The 19,611-nt window shown below is 40.6% G+C and carries 15 protein-coding genes; 10 read left to right on the forward strand and 5 right to left on the reverse strand.

Going from position 1 to position 19,611, the window contains the following annotated elements:
- The first annotated feature begins 59 nt into the window (after positions 1-59).
- The 4 genes from ABZB17_RS00810 to ABZB17_RS00825 all read left to right on the forward strand — a co-directional run bounded on the left by ABZB17_RS00810 (position 60) and on the right by ABZB17_RS00825 (position 7,555).
- On the forward strand, positions 60-2,606 hold the full coding sequence (locus ABZB17_RS00810) for a M14 family zinc carboxypeptidase (RefSeq protein WP_372647403.1): 2,547 nt from the start codon (positions 60-62) through the stop codon (positions 2,604-2,606).
- A 239-nt stretch (positions 2,607-2,845) separates the two neighbouring features.
- Positions 2,846-3,217: a hypothetical protein gene (locus tag ABZB17_RS00815; protein ID WP_372647404.1), complete on the forward strand. Its 372-nt coding sequence runs from the start codon at positions 2,846-2,848 to the stop codon at positions 3,215-3,217.
- Between the two features lie 281 nt (positions 3,218-3,498).
- Positions 3,499-6,261: a phosphoenolpyruvate carboxylase gene (locus ABZB17_RS00820; protein ID WP_372647406.1), complete on the forward strand. Its 2,763-nt coding sequence runs from the start codon at positions 3,499-3,501 to the stop codon at positions 6,259-6,261.
- Between the two features lie 70 nt (positions 6,262-6,331).
- The gene (locus ABZB17_RS00825) at positions 6,332-7,555 is read left to right on the forward strand and encodes a serine hydrolase domain-containing protein (protein ID WP_372647408.1); all 1,224 of its coding nucleotides are present in this window, start codon (positions 6,332-6,334) and stop codon (positions 7,553-7,555) included.
- 107 nt (positions 7,556-7,662) lie between these two features.
- On the opposite strand, the gene ABZB17_RS00830 is transcribed toward ABZB17_RS00825, so the two are convergent.
- From ABZB17_RS00830 to ABZB17_RS00840, 3 genes are read right to left on the reverse strand one after another with little or no spacing between them, the layout of a single operon-like run.
- Entirely contained in the window at positions 7,663-11,541 is a 3,879-nt protein-coding gene (locus ABZB17_RS00830) for a translocation/assembly module TamB domain-containing protein (protein WP_372647410.1), read from the reverse strand.
- Between the two features lie 8 nt (positions 11,542-11,549).
- Positions 11,550-13,385, reverse strand: coding sequence for an outer membrane protein assembly factor BamA (gene bamA, locus ABZB17_RS00835; RefSeq protein WP_372647412.1), 1,836 nt, complete (start codon positions 13,383-13,385; stop codon positions 11,550-11,552).
- A gap of 28 nt (positions 13,386-13,413) precedes the next feature.
- Positions 13,414-14,547 (reverse strand): App1 family protein, encoded by a 1,134-nt coding sequence (locus tag ABZB17_RS00840; RefSeq protein WP_372647414.1) that lies wholly within the window; start codon positions 14,545-14,547, stop codon positions 13,414-13,416.
- Positions 14,548-14,600: 53 nt separating this feature from the next.
- On the opposite strand from ABZB17_RS00840, the gene ABZB17_RS00845 reads away from it, so the two are divergent.
- A complete protein-coding gene (locus ABZB17_RS00845; RefSeq protein ID WP_372647416.1) occupies positions 14,601-15,482 on the forward strand; it encodes a diacylglycerol kinase family protein in 882 nt (293 codons plus the stop codon).
- Positions 15,483-15,538: 56 nt separating this feature from the next.
- Here the strand turns inward: ABZB17_RS00845 and ABZB17_RS00850 are convergent, their stop codons facing one another.
- Positions 15,539-15,727 carry a Rho termination factor N-terminal domain-containing protein gene (locus ABZB17_RS00850; RefSeq protein ID WP_372647418.1) on the reverse strand — a complete coding sequence of 63 codons (189 nt, stop codon included), beginning with the start codon at positions 15,725-15,727 and terminating at the stop codon, positions 15,539-15,541.
- A 282-nt stretch (positions 15,728-16,009) separates the two neighbouring features.
- Here ABZB17_RS00850 and ABZB17_RS00855 point away from each other — a divergent pair, with 282 nt between their 5' ends.
- Together ABZB17_RS00855 and ABZB17_RS00860 are read left to right on the forward strand one after the other, a co-directional pair.
- Positions 16,010-17,068: an AI-2E family transporter gene (locus ABZB17_RS00855; RefSeq protein WP_372647436.1), complete on the forward strand. Its 1,059-nt coding sequence runs from the start codon at positions 16,010-16,012 to the stop codon at positions 17,066-17,068.
- A complete protein-coding gene (locus ABZB17_RS00860; RefSeq protein WP_372647420.1) occupies positions 17,065-17,973 on the forward strand; it encodes a YihY/virulence factor BrkB family protein in 909 nt (302 codons plus the stop codon). Before ABZB17_RS00855 ends, ABZB17_RS00860 begins: the two co-directional genes overlap by 4 nt.
- 142 nt (positions 17,974-18,115) lie before the next feature.
- On the opposite strand, the gene ABZB17_RS00865 is transcribed toward ABZB17_RS00860, so the two are convergent.
- On the reverse strand, positions 18,116-18,325 hold the full coding sequence (locus tag ABZB17_RS00865) for a transglycosylase (protein ID WP_372647422.1): 210 nt from the start codon (positions 18,323-18,325) through the stop codon (positions 18,116-18,118).
- Between the two features lie 299 nt (positions 18,326-18,624).
- Between ABZB17_RS00865 and ABZB17_RS00870 the strand changes: the two genes are divergently transcribed.
- From ABZB17_RS00870 to ABZB17_RS00880, 3 genes are read left to right on the forward strand one after another with little or no spacing between them, the layout of a single operon-like run.
- On the forward strand, positions 18,625-18,921 hold the full coding sequence (locus ABZB17_RS00870) for a YtxH domain-containing protein (protein WP_372647424.1): 297 nt from the start codon (positions 18,625-18,627) through the stop codon (positions 18,919-18,921).
- Positions 18,922-18,954: 33 nt separating this feature from the next.
- Positions 18,955-19,320 carry a hypothetical protein gene (locus ABZB17_RS00875; protein WP_045026449.1) on the forward strand — a complete coding sequence of 122 codons (366 nt, stop codon included), beginning with the start codon at positions 18,955-18,957 and terminating at the stop codon, positions 19,318-19,320.
- 39 nt (positions 19,321-19,359) lie between these two features.
- Positions 19,360-19,581, forward strand: coding sequence for a hypothetical protein (locus tag ABZB17_RS00880; RefSeq protein WP_163321965.1), 222 nt, complete (start codon positions 19,360-19,362; stop codon positions 19,579-19,581).
- Positions 19,582-19,611: the final 30 nt, after the last annotated feature.

Here is a 19,611-nt window from a genome sequence, read left to right on the forward strand (position 1 = left end):
TTCAATCTTCGAAACCAATAAACCAATTACCCTTCTTCTTATTTAACAATAGTATAAAAATGAAGCGATCTGTTACAACAATTTTTATTTTATTTCTTTTTATTTTTTCACAAGCGCAGGAAAAGCTATCCTACTTTTTACCTGACGACGTTACTTATAATAGTGAAATACCAACACCTGAAGAGTTTTTCGGGCAAAAAATGGGAGAATGGCACCTCACGCACGATCAGGTTTTGTACTATGTTAAAACAATTGCCAAAAGTTCCAACCGGGCAATTCTATATGAATATGCCCGATCGTATGAAAACAGACCGCTGGTTCACCTGGTTTTTACTTCACCCGAAAACCAGCAGAATCTTAACGAACTAAAAGAACTACATTATAATTTCTCGGAGCCGGGAAAAGATATTGCCAAAAGCGATGTGCCGCTGGTGGTTAGTTTAACTTATGGTGTTCATGGAAATGAATCGAGTGCCACAAATGCCTCGGTGCTGACCGCCTACTACCTGGCTGCTGCCGAAGGAGCAAAAATTGATAAACTACTGGAAAAGACCATCATTATTGTTGATCCGTGTTTAAATCCCGATGGATTTACACGTCACAGCATGTGGGCCAACATGCACCAAAGTGCAACACCCAACGGCGATAATAATTCCCGCCAGTTTCAGGAAGTGTGGCCGGCCGGACGAACAAATCATTACTGGTTCGACCTGAACCGCGATTATTTGTTGTTGGTACATCCTGAAAGTAAAGGCCGCGTGCAGAAATTTCACGAATGGAAACCAAACATTGTCACCGACCATCACGAAATGGGCGCCAACTCCACTTTCTTCTTTCAGCCGGGTGTACCAAGCCGAAACAATCCGCTTACTCCCGAAAGGAACTACGAGCTTACCCATAAAATAGGCGAATACCATGCAAAATTTTTAGACAAAATAGGCTCCGCATATTTTACTGAAGAACAATTTGACGACTATTATTTCGGCAAAGGATCATCATATCCAGATGTGAACGGAAGCATTGGGATTCTTTTCGAGCAAGCTGGTTTTAGAGGCCGGTACAGAAATACATCGAATGGACAAAAGACACTGGCATTTGGTATACGCAACCAGTTTGTAACCAGCCTGTCGACGTTGGAAGCCGCTATGAATTTACACGACGAATTGCTTGAAATGCAAAAGGAATTTTACAGCTCGGCACTCGACCTTGGGGCGAAAAGCAAAACCAAAGCCTACATTTTTGGCAGCAGCACCGACCGCGTTAAAACGCAACATTTTGTTGATTTGCTAAACCGCCATCAAATTGAAGTTTACGGAAACGAAAGTAAGCTGGAAGCCGATGGACAAACTTTTGAAAGCGGCACATCTTATGTTGTTCCGCTTAATCAAAAGCAATACCGCCTGATCCATTCAATTTTTGAAGAAGTGCATGAGTTTACCGACACAACTTTCTACGATGTTTCCACCTGGACTTTCCCGCACGCCTACGATCTGCACGCTGCAAAACTAGGCAGTCTTAACGGTGTTTCACTGTCCGACGAGCCGGTTGAAGCTCAAAAAATTGCAGGAAAACTTATTGAAGCAGATAATCCAGTTGGTTACCTGTTCCGCTGGGACGAATATTCAACAGCCGAAGCACTTTATAAAATTCAGAATGCCGGGTTGCTTACCTATGCAGCCACAAAAGAATTCACGATTGCACGCAATGATAATGAAGAAGCATTTTCGTACGGAAGTATTTTTATTCCGGTTCAGGACCAAATTATGTCGGGCAGCCAGGCAAAGGCGTTTCTGGAAAATGTTGCACAAAATACCGGAGTTGATATCTACGCCGTATCGAGCGGATTAACCCCCACAGGAATTGATTTGGGAAGTAACAGCTTTGAGCCGCTTACCAAACCCAAAATTTTAACTTTTGCCGGTGGCAGTGCCAGCAGCCGCGATGTTGGCGAGATCTGGCATCTTTTCGATCAACGTTATCATATTCCTTTAACACTTACCGAAAGTAGTTCGCTAAGCAAAATAAAACTTAGTAGCTACACCACTATTATCCTGAGTGGAAATTTCACGGAATGGGGAACAACGGAGGTAAACAAGTTAAAAAGCTGGGTTAGCGAAGGCGGAACTTTAATCGCCTATAAAGACGCAGCCACCTGGGCTGCCAAAAACCAAATCGGCAACACCACTTTTAAAAAGCCCGTTTCGCCCGATTCAACACGTTATTTAAGCTATGCCGAGCGCAGTAAAGAAGAAAGTCTGAATTACATTAGCGGCGCTATTTTCGAAACCGAAATCGACATAACACACCCATTATGTTTTGGCTATTCCGATCAACAACTCGCTCTTTTTAAATCGAGCACAACAGTTGCCAATTCACTCGAAAAGAAATATGTCGAGCCGGTTAAATTCAGCCAATCGCCTTACCTCAGCGGATGGGTTTCAGATGACAATATAAACCGGCTAAAAAATGCGCCTGTTGTTACTGTTCAAAATATTGGCAGAGGTAAGCTGATAAGCTACCACGACAATATGACTTTCAGAGGAATATGGCTGGGCACCAATAAACTATTTTCGAATTCAGTATTTTTCGGAGACATAATCCGCTAATTGCCTAGATCCTTTTCAAAAAACCTTAAACCACTCAATTCCAACACACTACAGGATTACCTTTTGGCAATTTGCAGAATCTATAGTGGAAGGACGTTTTAACATACTTATATAGGCAAATTAATCAGGCACCACCCAAAGTGGAGTTATGATGAGTTAATAGTGTTACGACTGGCAATAGTAAATATCGATATCAATTGGTTAAATACGCTTATTGATACATTTTAATTTTAAAAGATATGAAAGCACTTGCAAAAATCATTCACCAAACCCCCGCATCTTACCTCCCTACTGCTTTCCCGGCGCATTATTACGGAATGCCCAACGGAAGGATTTACATCGTTTTCTCGCGTTTCTACGATTTGGCAATCGGACAATCAGGTATTGAGTTTGTGTTTGCCGAGCATGATGACTATACGTACAACTACGAAACCGGTGAAATTATTCCAATGCAAAATATTCCGCGAAAACTTAAAGTTTTTTCAGAAGAGGTTGATCACCCTGATCTGAAGATTCATATTTTCACCACAAAACGAAACCTGCAATCATATGGTCAGGCACAGGCCTTTTTAAATGAAGAAGCTATGCGAATGTGCGCCGTTCCTGCTTAAAAATATTTTGCAGAAAACACTGAACCTGTCTGCTTTCCCAAATTTCCATAAAGTATTGGCAGCGCCCTTTTACTAAATGCCATTTTACCGGCATAAGTTAAAGTTACCAGCACCTCAGCTTTTCAATAAAACCAAAAATCGACGAACCTCAAAACTCTTAATTTTAACGAACTGCCACCCAAGCAAACAGATTTTGCCTACCACTTTCCGGCAAAAAATATTATGACGAAAAACTTTTTTCTTTTAAATTGTTATGGTTTATAAATAAAAACAATAGCAAGATGTCGAATCTGCAGATTTTGATCAAAGAACTTGGAAAACCATATTCCGATCTCAAATTTCTCTTAACCTGTTTCCGCGAAGTACTAATCGAAAATGGCGAAAACGAAGTAGCAGCCGTAATGCCATGGATTGGTAACGAAAGCTCACAAAATGCCGGGCATTTTTCGCAAAAACATTTTAATATGTATTCGGTTTGTTTTCAGCTGTTAAACCTTGCCGAAACAAACGGAGCTGTACAACAACGGCGAAAAACCGAAGAAGTTAACTCGCTACTGGCAACAAACGGACTGTGGGCCAACAGCATAAATCTTTTAAAAGAAAAAGGAATTGCCGAAGAGAAAATACTTGAATCGTTTGGCAACATTTCCATTCAGCCGGTTTTAACCGCACACCCCACAGAAGCCAAGCGTCCGGTAATTCTGAAAAAATACCGCGAGCTGTACCTGCTTTTGGTAAAACGCGAAAACTCGATGTACAACTCATATGAACTACAGGAAAACCGCGAAGAAATGAAACGTGTTATTTCCTCGATCTGGCACATCGACGAGTTTTACATGGAAAAGCCCACCGTTGAAAACGAGCTGGATAATGCGATTCACTACTTTGTAAATGTGTTCCCCGAGGTAGTCCCGTTGTTAAATCGCCGGCTTGTTCAGGCCTGGGAATTTTCCGGTTTCGACTCAACTCAACTCATTCAGAATAACCATTTTCCGCGATTAAAATTTGGAACATGGATTGGCGGCGACCGCGACGGACATCCACTGGTTACTGCCGAGGTAACCCAAAAAGCTTTACACAAACTTCGCTTAAACGCTTTTATTACGGTTAAGAATGAACTGAACAGATTGGCCGACGACCTGAGTTTCTATTTCGAAATATCAGACCTGCCTGAGTTTATGATTAACCGGTTTAAAGAGCTGGTGGCCGAAACGGGTAATAAAACGAAAAAGATTATTTCGGCATCGAAAAACGAAGCGTTTAAACTTATTGTACAGCTTTTTATTAATAAACTGCCACTTAATATCGGAAACTCGCAGTTGTTTGAGCTGGATGAAAAAAAAGGCACTTACGATAATTCAAAACAATTGCTCGAAGACCTGGAATTGCTAAAACGCGCCTTGCTGGAAGCAAATTATAACGACATTGCCCACCAATCGGTTAACCGCTCGATATATTTTATCCAGTCCTTTGGATTTCATCTGGCCGAACTCGACATCAGACAGAACAGTCGTTATTACCATCTGGCCTTACAACAGCTGGTTGAAAAATCAGATCCGTTTAACGCCAAAGATACGGAATGGACCAAGGAGGCTAAAAAAGCATTTCTGGAAAAGGAACTACGCTCGGCGCGTCCTTTTACGCACGACTACAGCCAGCTCGATACCGAATCGAAAAACACCATCGAATGTTTTCAGTTGCTAAACAACCATATTTCAAAATATGCGCACTATTCCATCGGCTCGATAATTATTAGCATGACCCAAAGTGCAAGCGATTTGCTAACGGTTTATATTCTGGCACGCGAAGCCGGCCTTACGCTTTTCCGCGACACCATGATCATAAAACTGCATGTTGTTCCGCTTTTTGAAACCATTCAGGATTTGATTGACAGTCCGGCCATACTGGAAGAATATTTTAGCTATCCTGAAGTTCAGAACAGCCTGGAATACCAGCGCAAGGCTCAAAACCTGCCGGTAAAAAAACAGGAAATAATGATCGGTTACAGCGATAGCAACAAAGACGGAGGAATACTGGCCAGTGCCTGGTTTTTATACAAAGCACAAAAAGAAATTACGGAAGTGGGTAAAAAATACGGTATCGACATAAAGTTTTTCCACGGAAAAGGAGGTTCGATAAGCCGCGGTGCCGGACCAATTCACTGGTTTTTGCGTTCGTTACCACACGGAACGCTTTCGGGCAATTTTAAAATTACCGAACAAGGCGAAAGCATTGAAAAGAAATTTGCCAATAAAATAAATGCCGTTTACAACCTCGAGTTAATGATGTCGGGAAATGCGTTGAACACGCTATTGCACAAAATGCCAGAAGAAGATGGCGACGATATTGCTGAGATAATGGAATTTATGGGGCAGGAAAGTTTCAACACCTACACCGAATTACTTCAAAATAAGCACTTCCTTGACTTTTACCAGGAGGCCACCCCCATCGATGTAATCGAGCAAAGTAAAATTGGTTCGCGCCCGGCACGGCGAACCGGCAAAAGAAGTTTTTCCGACCTCAGAGCAATTCCATGGGTATTTAGCTGGGGACAATCGCGTTACCACATTACCAGCTGGTACGGGGTTGGATCAACGCTTGAAAAAATGAAAAAAGAATACCCCGACAAATATCTCAAACTAAAAAAGCTGATTCCGAAAAACCAGTTTATTCGCTATGTTTTAACCAATGTTGATACCAGTTTGGCCAGTACCGACAAAGACATTATGCAGCTTTACGGCGGCCTGGTAAAAAATGAAGAAACACGTTCTGAGGTTTTAAACCTCTTGCTGCAGGAGTTTGAAAAAACACAGCAAATTATGAATGAATTGTTGGGACGCCCGATGCAGCAGCGGCGAAAAAGTCATTATTATTCCACGCAGTTACGTGCCGAAGCACTTAATACGCTGCACAACTACCAGGTACATTACATTAACAAGTGGCGTAGGCAACAAGATGCCAATGCCGACGAAAACAAAGAAATGCTTAACCAGTTGTTATTATCGGTAAACGCCATTGCAAACGCTATGGGAACTACCGGCTAATTTTCATACAAAAAAATATTTTGTAATTAAAACTGTAAAACGTTACCTATCTCAGGAATAAATCAAAACAATGAAAAACCTTATTAAAGTCATAAAAGTAGTCCTCATAACACCTGTTGTTCTTCTGGTAATTTTCGTTCTGGCGTTGTGTTTAAAATATTCGCCAACTTATGTTTATCGTTTGGCCACCATGAATGTGGCAGATGTTTACGATTATCAAAAATTCGAGAACAGAAAAATAGAAGGCTCAACGGACACTTTTAAGTTTGTTAAGATGCTTGATGAAAATTATGTGGAGAATTTATTTCAGGACAGAGTTGATCAGTCGGGCTTTGGCTCATTTGATGAGTGGGCCGAAAAATCGCAAACAACAGCACTGATTTTCATCCGTAAAGACACCTTGCTTTATGAAAAATATTTTAACGGTTTTTCGCGCGAATCATATTTTCATTCGCAATCGATGGCCAAATCGTTCATCTCGTTTTTAATCGGAGCTGCCATTAACGATGGACTGATCACAAGTATTGATGATCCGATGACAAAATACATTCCCGAACTGAAGGAACGTGATCCGGATTTTGAGAAAATAACAATTAAAAATCTGCTTGAAATGCGTTCAGGATTAAAATATTTTACCGGTTATATTCCGGGCACTTACATTCATCTTCCGTGGCATGCCGAGGCGGTTGGGTATTACCATCCCAACGTTAGAAAACTCTTACTCAAAAAAGTTGTAATCGACAGAGAACCAGGAAAATCGTTTCAATACAACAATTACAATACCAGCTATTTAGGATTGATTATTGAACGGGCAACAAACAAAACCGTTTCGGAATACCTGGAAGAAAAATTGTGGTCGGAAATTATGGCGTACGACGCACTGTTTTCGATCGACAGTAAACGATCGGGCTTTGAATACATGCCCAGCCGGCTAATCGCACGTGCCATTGATTATGCGCGTTTTGGCAGGCTTTTCCTGTATAATGGCAACTGGAACGGCGAACAGGTAATTTCCGAAAACTGGGTAACCGAATCTACCCGCGAAAAGAAAGATATGCCGCGTAACATTTATCCCGATTGGTTTGGTGGCGATAATTGCAAACATGTGTATTACACCTACCAGTGGTGGGGACACGCCAATTGCGATTCAACATTTCAGTTTATGGCTTCCGGCAACCTGGGACAAAATATTTATGTAATCCCCGACAAGGAAATCATCATCGTTCACTGTGGCAATTCATTGGAACATTACGGCGATTTTGATCTTTGGAATGTGGCCGACAAGTTAAGATAGCCTTATACAAACAAATTTTTTATTGAGAATATTTTTGGTGCTTTAATCCCCCCAAATTTTATACAGAACCTGAATTTTAAATTCTCTGATACACGCTGCTTCGTAAACTAATTCGAATTGAGTTTTATAATGATATCAAAACCACTATCGCTCGACGAGTTATTTAGCTGAAGAAACAGGAAGCGGAAAAGTTCATACTCCAGTTCTACTTCGTACTTTGAAATGTCCTTTTCATCGGTTTCGCCAAAGCGCTGTTCGTAACTTACAAACAGGTCGTTGGTAATGTATTTACCCACAACAACAGTTGCATTTTCAAAATCACCTTCGCCTTTTAGCTCAATATAGTCTACATCAAGTTTCTCGCCCAGTAGCTCGGTTAATTGCGACGACAGTAACGACATGGCTGCCGAGCCCGCAATCTGGCCTGCTCCCAAAACGTTCTCTTGTTGTGCAACGCTTAACTCGTTCATTGACGTGCCAAACAAGATATACGAAAGGGCATCACCTTCACTGATTTGGCTACCGTCGAGTGTAAAGCTAATCTCCGGCTCAGTGACGGTTCCCGACACCCGGGCAGTTAGTTCCTGCTTCACTTTTTCGGGATTACGAAAAGCATACACTGCCTGAATATTCAGACGCGGCACCAGTTCTTCTCCGCCCTGAAAAGTGATGCTTCCCTCATCAATTTTGAAGGTTTTTCCAAGAAGCTGGTACTGTCCGCGCACCACTTTAATACTTCCAAAAAGTTCAAAAAACTCAGGGTTTTTTATAACTTCCAGATCTCCGGAGACCTCCACATACAGCTCCTTGTTTCTTATCCATGTATTCTGCGGAATTTTAATGGAAAGTTGCCCGGTTATGTTAGATTGCGAACCAAGACTGAGCGTATCATTTACAGAAATCTTATTGTTTACTGCCACGGATACAGCTGTTGTGTCTTTTAGTTTTTGTATTTCGCGCATCAACACCGGTTCTGGTAATTCGGGTTTGGTAAACTGCCCGGTTAGATTCATAATAGCGGGCAAATAAATATTGGCTTCAGGAATTTCCAGGTCGCCGTCAAAAACCATTTTCCCGCCCTCGACCTTTAAACTGGCATCGCCTGATAATTCCATATTAAACTGCCGGTGGTCAACCGGGTTAAAGGTGTTGAACTGTATATTTATTTCCGACTGTTTGATTTTCCCGTTGTAAATGGCAGAACCAAAATCAACGGTACCACTGGCTTTCATATTTCCGTCGTTGGTTTTAATGTAAAACGAATCGAGTTGGGCAGCATCTTCCGAAAACTGAAGACCGAACTTCATGTTTTTGTATTCAATTCCATATTTCGGAATTGAAATCCCGGCATTATTCAGGTTAATATTTCCAATGGGTTCAGGCGTTTTTAGGGTTCCGCCCAATTTTACCTCACCGTTCAAAAATCCTTCTACATTTTCCGCCCCTTCCAAAAACTCCATCGACGACAAAGGGAATTGCCTCAGCGTAATTCCGCCACTGATCATTGCATTTGAATCTACTACAAAGCTCAGACTATCAAATCGGGCCTCCAATGGAAAATCGGCATTTATTTCGAGCAAGCCAATATCAACCGGAATAATTTGTCCGTTAAATTTCAAACGATCGTCTTTTAACTTAAACGCTCCACCAAAATCAGTAAATTTATAGCCATATACCAGTGCCTCATCAATACTCACACTCCCGGTTAACTCAGGCATCGATGCTATACCTTTAAGTTTTGCTTCTGCGTTTACAAACCCCGCAATTTCCGCTTCTATCCCCATACTCTCCAACAAACCTGCAATATCCACATTGGCAACTTCAAACTGAAAATCTTCGTTACCAAACTGCGAAAATACGCCTCCGGCTTTTATGAACTGTGCTGAGTCAGAATCATCGGAAACCAGGTGCAGATTACTTATCCGGTACTCCAGCGAATCGAGTTCAATTACCGCAGGTGCTTCAGTCAGGTGCAGGTGCTGGTTTTTAAAATCCAGATCCCATCCCGAAAGAGCGACCTTTATCACATCGCCAAGTGCGATTTCCGATTTCAGTTGTGTTTGAAGCTCGTTGCCATTTGCCTGCATTTCCAACTGCAATGAATCGATAAAATAATTGGCAGCTGCACGAATGCTATCCAATTCAAAACTGCCGGCCTTGAAATTTTCTACGCTTGCATTTGCTGAAAAAGTGGTATCTCCCGGAGTAAGTTCCCCAGTAGCATTTAACAAGAGTTTGCCGGCTGAGATATCAGTAAATCCGGCGTTTTGTAATTCTACGTTTGCTGCGAGCAATAATGAATCCTGTTTTCCTGAAAGTTGGGCGTGTACATTTCCCTTCCCGTAGGCACTATCCAATGGAATAAAAGCCGAAAAATCCTCTATATTCTCAAATTCTGCCGACAACTCAATAGCTGAACTTCCCGCTAAATTGTAATTCCCCGAAGCGGCTAAATGCAACGATTTTGCTTTTGCCCAAAGCGAATCGATTTCAATATTTTGCCGACGGAAATTAACCTGCCCCTCCAAAGAGTCAATAGTATAACCGGAGAAAGTTGATTGAATCAGTATCATATTTGCACGAGCCTGCAGGATTTCAGGATCAAAACCTTCACCACTCAAATTGGCTTTTAAGTTAATATCCGATTGTAAAGAATCGTTAGCCAATAAAGGTGCCAGATTCAAATTTTTTGTCACCAGTTGCATTTTGTATGTTGGACGCTCCAAAAGATTTTTTATTTCCGGCAGAACGGTAAGCGATCCAAAATTTCCTTTAGCATTAATCCTTCCCGAAAGATCTCCATGATTCATCCGGATTTTCATATTTATCCTTTTAACCGGCTTTTGCGCAAAAACACAATTTTTAAAATCCGCGGTTAAGTTTATATCAGCAGTTTTCGGATCTATACCTTTGCCATCAGCATTAAAATCGCCATTTATCGTATGGTCCAATCCCTGATTGGCGATCCAGTGCGCCATATTAATGTTCTTAAAATTACCGGAGATTTTGTATTTCAAAGCTGTTTTATCGTTGCCGTTAATAAACTGCAACAGATTTTCAGAGAAAAGATCGAGGTTTACCTGCTGATTCTTATCCCGAACGGAAAGTGTTGCCTTAACACCCTTTTGTGTAGAATTTGCCTTGAAACTAATTTCCGGATGAGCAGGAAGATTAAAGTGTGGCAACAAAAACTCAAATTCATTAATGGCTATAGGTTCCGTTTGCATTTTAGCAAAAATTTCTTTTGTTTCATCAAGGGAGTATTTAGCTGTTGCATCCAACCCATTTTGCGCTGTTTTTAAATGGAAGTCGTTAAGCGAAATGTTTTCTTCAGTGCGTCGGGCAACAAAACTTAATTCCCGTAAATCAAAATCAGGACTGTGTGTTTGTAATCCAAAGCGCTTTAAAGTTAGCGTTTGCTCTTTGGAGGAATAAGCACCGTCTGCCTCCAGATTTATATTTCGCACTTCGTTAGGAATAAGCGAATCGAGCGCCTGAATTTGCATACGGCCATCGTTAATTTGGAAATTGGATAGAAGCATTCGAAAGTTACCGGAAGCGGACGTAGTATCCGATGAATTTCCGGCCTGTTCTTTCAGTAAAGAGTTGAAATTCCAGGTGGAGTCAGGGTATTGCTGCAAGTTTACGTATGGTGCATTTATACTGGTCTTTGCAAGTTGTAACTCACCACGGGTTAGCGGCCACAAACTGTACGATGCAGCTACCGAATTGATGTATATAAAAGTATCTTCCCGGTACGTCCAGAGCACATCCTCCAACGCCAATTGGGAGAAAAAGTTGCCGCTTATTTTTCCAATCGTCAATTCCCCATTTACAACTTTCTCAGCCTGTTTTTCAGCCATACGCGAGATCTTGTTTTTTACCGGCTGTGTTTGAATCAGCAAGCCGAAAAGGAGCAGCAAAATAATGATGCCGGCCAGCAGCCAAACCATAACGAGCAATATTTTCCGAACTGTACTTTTCATTCTTTTCCCTAAAATGCTTGTCCGACACTGATAAAAAACTGTGGGCTTTTTTTCTCGTTCCACAACGGAAAACCAACATCAAAACGCACCGGGCCAATTGGCGTATCAACACGTAATCCGCCACCGGCAGCATAAGCCAACTCGTTTATTTTGTAGCTAAACGCTTTCTCCCAAACATTACCGCCTTCAAAAAATGCCACACCACTTAGGCGCCAAAAAAGCGGATATCGAAGCTCTGCATTTCCCTCCAAAATACTTTTACCGCCCAGGGGAGTTCCGCTTTCGCGTTTTGGCCCCAAATCCGAGCGGCTCCAACCACGTATTGAATTGCTACCTCCCGAATAAAAACGGTCTTCAACAGGAATAAAACCACTGTCGTCTGAAGAGTGAATCCCCCCGATCATCCCTCGAAGTGCCAATACCAGATCATCAATTTTTTGATAGCTTCGGAAATCGCCCCAAAGACGCAGATAGCTAAAATCGCCACCAAACTTATACCCGTTCAACTTCATCCCCATCGACAGGTTAACTCCCTGATCGGGCGAAAATTTCGGGCGCGCTGTTGAAAAAACCGAACTTAGCAATACCCCCGATTTATTGTAGAGATAATTCTCATCTTCAGGATCGGGAAATTCAGGATCGCCCTCTTCAATTAGCTGTTTCACTTTTTCGTAATAATAGGTGAGTGTTGCATCCAACTTTTTGGTAAAACGGTATGTTACGGGCAGGTTTAATCCGTAGGTACGCGTTTCGTAACCCGGCTCTTTATTACTTCCGATAAACGGATTGATGGAAACGCTTCCTTTTTTATCGAACACCTGTGGCTGCGTCCATTTCACACTCAGGTAATAAGGCTCAATTGCCGAATGTTTTGCATAAATATTGATGCGCGGGGCGGTACCCAAAAATCCGAGATAAGTTAAATCGACAAAGGCACGGAATTTATCCTCGGTACCATAACCGACACCAAACTCGGTGTTCAAACGTGGCGCTTCTTCAATGTATAAATTTACCGGAATCGGGTCGCGTAACATTGTTTTATCTTTTTGCGGAAGCACCGAAACCACACTAAAAAGTTGCAAGTGATACAAGGACTCACGCGTTTTATCTAACAGCGATTTATTGTAATCTTCTCCTTCCCGGTAGTTAAATTGCTTCCGAATAAATTCCTCATCCACATGTTTATTTCCCTCTATGGTTGTTGCGCCAAAATGACTGACAGGCCCGGGATTTATTAGATAAGTAATCCCAACAAGCTGCAGTGTGGTATCAAGCTGAATTTCATAATCCACATCAACATAAGCATAACTCATGTCTAAAAAAATATTTCGGATAGCGACGATGTCTTTCTTCAGGGCCTCATCGCTAAATCGTTTTGGATGATTTAAAGAAAGTTTTCGGATGTTGCGTTCGGAAATGGAATCGATGTTTATCTGAGGATTGGCTTTATTAAATTTAAAAATTACCGTATCAATGGTGTATGGTTCGCCTTCGTTGATTATAAAATGGAGTTTTACAGTCTGCTTCTCATCGTTAACTTTTAGCGAATCAAGTTCTACCTGCGCTTTCACAAAACCTTCGCTCTGATAGGTTTTTCTCAGGCGTTCCAAATCCAAATCCAGTAACTCGCGGCTAAACAACGATGGATCGTTATCGGTTAACAATTTCTCCAGGTACGATACTTCATCAACCACCATTTTATCGAGCAAATAGCTACTCTCCAACGATCGGTTTCCTTTGAAACTTATCTTTCTGATTTCGTAATTTTCCTGTGCTTGCAAACCGAAGCCAAACAGGAGCAGGATTAATGAAAGGAAGAATATGTTGACTATTTTTTTGATCATAATTATTGCATGACAAACATAAAACACCTTAATCGGTAAAACTGTTTTCGATAATTGGTTTAACTGTAGATTCGGCAATAAGATTTATACTTTGCGCATGATGAGCTGCATTAATTGTATCGGGTGTAAATACCATTTGCACATTCAATTCTTCCATTTCGGCAATCAGTTTTTTCATGTGCCGGTCTTTCCTTTTCCGCACCGTTCGAATATAAATGGCCTTAATACGCTGTGGAAATAAACGTGCCACGCGGGCATAAATATCGGGGTCGTGCTGTCCGTTATCGCCCACCAGCACAAACGACAGCCGGGGATAGGTTTTAAAAAGCCTGATTATTTTATCAAATTTATGCTCATGATTTCCGCCGCCCTGTTTCCATAAATTTAAAAGCCCCGGATTAATTTCGCGAAGCAAATAAACGCCCTTCGGAAACTGGTTGTACGAACAAAAATCATCAATAAGGTCGTACAAATTCCATTCGCTGCTCGACAGGTAAAAAAACGGATTGTTGCTGTTTCCGCTGGCACCCTTGTGCAGCGCCCGGTAAAAAGCTTCTACCCCCGGAAATGGTTTTCGGGTTCGCGAATTATGGGTAAGCATTAACCGCAACTTTCGCAATGTTTGTGTAGAATGGCTGATCATTATCGTATCGTCAATATCTGAAATTACCCCAAATGAGGCATCGTTCCCCGGAATTAAAATTTCACCCGGCACCCTGAAATTATTTGTTTCAGGCCCGATCTGGTCCAGCAATTCTGCCTGGTATGGAATCCATTTTGTCTTCTGTTCGTCGTTCAATTCCTTCAACTGCATTTTAACTTTAAAAGTACCGTTTTCTTTGGTTAATTGTTGCTTTTGTTCGTTCCCTAAATGTATTTTTATTCGTGCTCCGGGAATCTGATCGCCCGAATACCGTTTTAACATCGCCAGTATATTTTCGCGTGATGATTTTTTTCCCTCAGGTTTTTCCAGTCCTTTATCTTCGTACAATGCTCCGATAACACTAACTTCGCCTGATGCGTATGATCCAAATCCACGATAAGTAACAACCTGTGGAACACCAAGCCAACCCAGTTTATTTTTTAGCCTGAACTTTTGCTTTTTCAGGAAACCTTTGTTTTTTCGCTCAAAATAATCGGTCATTTCATTTATGTCTGTCATAGCTGTTTTCGGCACAGAATTTATACTATTTACGGGATACAAATACATAAGATATGCCAGAAGAAAAGTTACTATTCGTGATAAATCCTATTTCGGGAGACATTGAAAAGTACGATTTACAGGACGAGATTCGCCGTTTTATGAAAGAACACGACCAGGCTGCTGAATTCTTTTATACCACCGGAGAAAACGATAAGCAAAAAATTAGCGCAAAGATAGATGATTTGCAGCCATCGACTGTAGTGGCCGTAGGTGGCGACGGCACCATCAACCTGGTAGGACAAACAGTATTAAACCAACCCACAAAAATGGGTATACTCCCCATGGGCTCGGCAAACGGAATGGCCTCGGAGCTGAACCTGCCAACAGGCGTTGAAGAAAACCTGAAATTGATAACAATAGGGAAATCGAAAAAGATTGATGTGCTGCAAATAAACGAAAAACACATTTGCCTGCATTTAAGCGACATAGGCTTTAATGCACAACTGATTAGCACTTACGAAAAAAGCGACAGCAGAGGATTATTGGGATATACCAAATCGTTTATCGAGGAGTTTGGAAATGCAGATCCGGCAGCCTTTGAAATTACTTTGGAAGACGCTACCGTATCGAAAAAAGCATTTATGGTGGTTTTGGCCAACGCCTCGAAATTTGGAACCGGCGCGGTTATCAATCCCAAAGGAAAACCTGATGACGGCTATTTTGAGTTGGTAATTCTACGCCCGCAAAATGTTAGCGAATTTCTGGAGATGCTTGTACCTTTCTACACCCGCCAGATTCACACCCTTGATTTTGTTGATACTTACAAATGCAAAAAGGTAAAAATCAAAAATCCGGAGCTGCGGAACTTACAAATTGATGGGGAAATTATGGGTCAGCCACTACATGTAAATGTGGAAATTTTACCCCGCTGTGTGGAGATTATTATTCCGTAGACAAAATTTTTCATGGGCAGTTCATCGCCCTGCGTTTGATAGTCAACCGATCGCTCCTAGTTATTCCGTAAGGCCTCAATTAACTCTTCCTTATTCATCTTACTTCGTCCTTTAATTCCCACTTGTTGGGCTTTTTCGTACAACTCTTGTTTTGTGCGTTCTTCGTATTTACTGCTTTTTCCTCCTTTTATTCCCGAATCCGGCGTATTGGCTATTCGTGCCGACTTTTGTTTGCTGTAGCCCATGTCTCGTAGGCTTCGTATTGTTCTTCGTTTTTCACTTGTGGAATATTGTTCTTTTTTGCCATAACTAATTTGTTTTGATTCAACCAACATACAGAAAACACCTTGCCAGATTCAAGAAAAACCGGGAAACTGCATTGAAATCATATGCCTGTTTTTCACCAAACGTAATTGCATGCATGGCGAGCTTGTATTAAATCCGAGAATTGGCACAATTATTACAATATATCCTGCAAATACACCAACAGCATGAATAGCACAGGATTAACAAGAACAGCACTTTTTATGGTTATAATCTCACTATTTGTGACTTTTATAATCCTGACCAAAAATATTCTTATCCCAATGGTAATAGCGATGTATTTCGCCTATTTACTTTACCCGGTGGTATGGAAAATTGAACGATGGGGAGTAAACCGGGCTATTTCCATTTTAATGGTATTGCTGGTGGTAATTACTTTTATTGGTGGTATTGCACTTTTATTCTCGTTAAAAGCTTCAAATATTGAAATTGATTTTAATGATGTAAAAGAGCAGTTTGACAAAAAAAGCCTTAATGTACAAAATTTACTAACCGATAAACTGGAAATTGATGTGTCAACAGTGGAGCAATATTTCGACCGGGCAGTAGAAAACTTTATTGACACCTGGCAAGCCGGAATAGGAAATCTTTTTACGACTACAACAACAACAATTTTTCAGATTGGTATTTTACCGGTCTTCACCTTCTTTCTTTTGTTTTACCGAACAAAAACAGCACACTTCATTTTACGTATTACTCCAAAAGACAAAAAGTTTGTTACGCTAACTATTTTGCGCGAAATATCGAAAGTTATAACCAAATATCTTGGTGGACTATTTTTGGTTGTTGCCATACTGGCTGTTCTCAATTCGGCAGGGCTGTTAATAATCGGCATTAAACATGCCCTGGTACTTGGAGTACTGGCCGCGCTTCTCAACCTGATACCATACATTGGAACGTTCCTGGGGTGGTTTATACCGTTCATGTATGTCTTTTTTACTTATCCGCATCCGTTGCCAACAATGCTAAAAGTTGTGGTATTGTTTATTATCATACAATTTATTGAGAATAACTTACTAACACCAAACATCGTGGGAAACAGTATTAAAATAAACCCATTGGCTATTATAGTCAGTCTGTTGTTTGCCAATATAATCTGGGGTATAGCAGGTATGTTGGTGGTAATTCCGGTATTGGCAACGCTAAAAATTATTATGCGGCAAATCGATAGCTTAAAACCTTATGCTTACCTGATAAGTGATAGAGGAACCGAGCAATATCAGCTCAAAATTTTCAAACGAAAAAATAAGAATAAAAAATGATGCGAATACTCAGAGATCACCTAAAAATAGTTTTGAAAGCAATAAAAAGATTCGCGGCGAATAATCCGGTTGGAATGGCCGCGACAACATCGTTTTTTGCTATTTTTTCCATTGCTCCCATGCTTATTATCATTATTTCGGTGTTTGGTATGTTTACCAACGATGCCATTATCAGGGCAAAACTTTTTAATGAAGTGTCGGGGCTGATTGGTAACGACAGTAGCCGGCTTTTACAAACCGCCATCGACAATTACAACATCAGCGAAAAAAGCGGTTTGGGAGCACTTATCGGAGGCGGCCTTTTTCTGATTTCGGCAACTACACTTTTTAGCATTATGCAAAACTCGATTAACTATATCTGGCGAATTCGGGTAAAATCGAAACTGAAATTAAATGTGCTGAAATATTTAAGAGACCGCCTGTTCTCGTTCGGACTGATTTTAAGCCTTGGACTGGTATTGCTTATTTCGCTGGTTATCGACGCTTCAATGAGCATTTTTCAGGACTGGTTATCCAGCACCTTCGATCCGGAGTTTATTACCCTCTTTAATCTCCTGGAAATGAGTGCCGCTTTATTAATTACGATGGTCGCATTTACGCTAATCTTTCGTTATCTTCCGGATATTGAGGTAAAATGGAAAGCAAGTTTATTTGCTGCCGTTTGTGCTTCGGTGCTCTTTTTTATTGGTAAATACCTCATTAGTATTTTTATTGGAAAAAGTCAACTTGGCGTAATTTACGGGGCTGCCAGTTCGTTTGTAGTTATTCTTCTTTGGATCTATTATGTTTCGTTAATTTTTTATTTTGGGGTACAACTTAGCCATCAGTATTCGGTATATTATAATCACGACAATAAACCATTAAAATTTGCCGAGCCCTTTAAAATAAGCGCGGCAAACGACTAGCTTTACAGGTATTAAAACAGGAAGTGCTTTTTACATATTCTGCGCCATCAAAAACCTGCAACTTTAAACATAAAAACGCAGTTGCAACAAGTATTGCAACTGCGTTTTTATGTTTAAATGAATAAGTTTATATCTTGAAAATTTACGCCAGTTTTTTCTTTTTCACCGATAGTAAAACAATCCCCAACACCGCTATGACGCCACTTATAATTACAGGTGTCCAGTTAGCACTGCTTAAGGCAACATCAACGCCTAAGAAGCTAAATGTTTCTGAGTTATTTATAGCCTCTATTCCAAAAAATACTGTTCCTGCTAATCCAATTAAAAGTAAAATAGTTCCTATTGCTTTCATAATTTTCATATTTAATGTTTCGCTTAACAAGAGGGAAAATTGTGCCATGCACAAAAAAGCTTTTAAAACACAATGGTTCAACACTCTCGTAACTGAAACAATTCTACACAATACACAAAAACTGTAGAATATTCTCAACAATGCCGGCATGCAACCAAACTACACGAAACCTCGTACACCTCTTTGAATCTGGCCCTTATATCAATTCAAAACATTAGACTGGCACAGTGGAATGGAATTTTCTATCAGGGAGTACAGAGATTAGAAACAATTTAATAATAACCTTAAAAACTTTTATCATGAGTAAAGCAACAAATGTATTGGTGGGATTTATTGCCGGAGCAGCAGCAGGAACTTTAACCGGAATTTTAGTAGCTCCGGACAAAGGCGTGAAAACACGTAAGAAACTAAACAAACAGATCAGGAGAACGTCGAGAGATGTTTCAGAAACTATTGGAGACAAAGTTGAAGAAATTAAAGAAAAACTAAACGACGTTGTTTCAGAAATGCGAACAAAAGCCGAAGAAACAGAAGAAAAAATTAAAGAAAAAGTGAATTCGAAGGCTAAAACAACGAAAGATGCAGCCGCGAACTAATAATTGTAATTAATAACAATTAGAAGTAAAAAAATGAGCGACCATTTAACAGAAAGTATAGCAGGGCTTAACGAAGCCGTTAAACAATATGTGCAAACAAGAATCGACTTGGTTAAGCTCCTGTTTTTAAAGAAAACATCGAAATACATGAGCATTCTGTTCGGGATGCTCATTATAATTTTATTGTGTACGCTGATACTGGCTTCCGCCGGGGTTGTGTTCACCTTTTGGTATGGCGAAACCTATGGCAGTTACCTTGATGGGGCATTTATCGTGCTCGGCAGTTTAGTTGTACTTCTTATCGTTTTTCTTTTATTCCGAAACAAACTATTGACCTCGTTCTTCCTTTCAAATTTCTCGGAAATATTGTTCGAGGATGATGAAGTAGACCATAAATAAACTAACCGGGAAGAAAAATTAGCATAAACCATTACAAATATGAAGCGAGTAAAAAATATGCGGGAACTGGAGCTGATGAAGGAAAACCTGGAGTACCGCCAGAAATTAAACGAAAAGCAACTGTTGGGTTCGTCGGTGGGGATAATTAATAACTTTACCGATGGGCTAAAAGACTGGGCGTTTGAATTTGGCACCCACTTATTTCTTGATTTAATTCGCGGCCGCAAAAACAGTGCTCCAGAAAGCGAGGAAGAAGAATAAATCCATCACAGCATTTCATCAACCATAAGC

Source organism: Draconibacterium sp. (genome assembly GCF_041583095.1).
Lineage (GTDB): Bacteria > Bacteroidota > Bacteroidia > Bacteroidales > Prolixibacteraceae > Draconibacterium.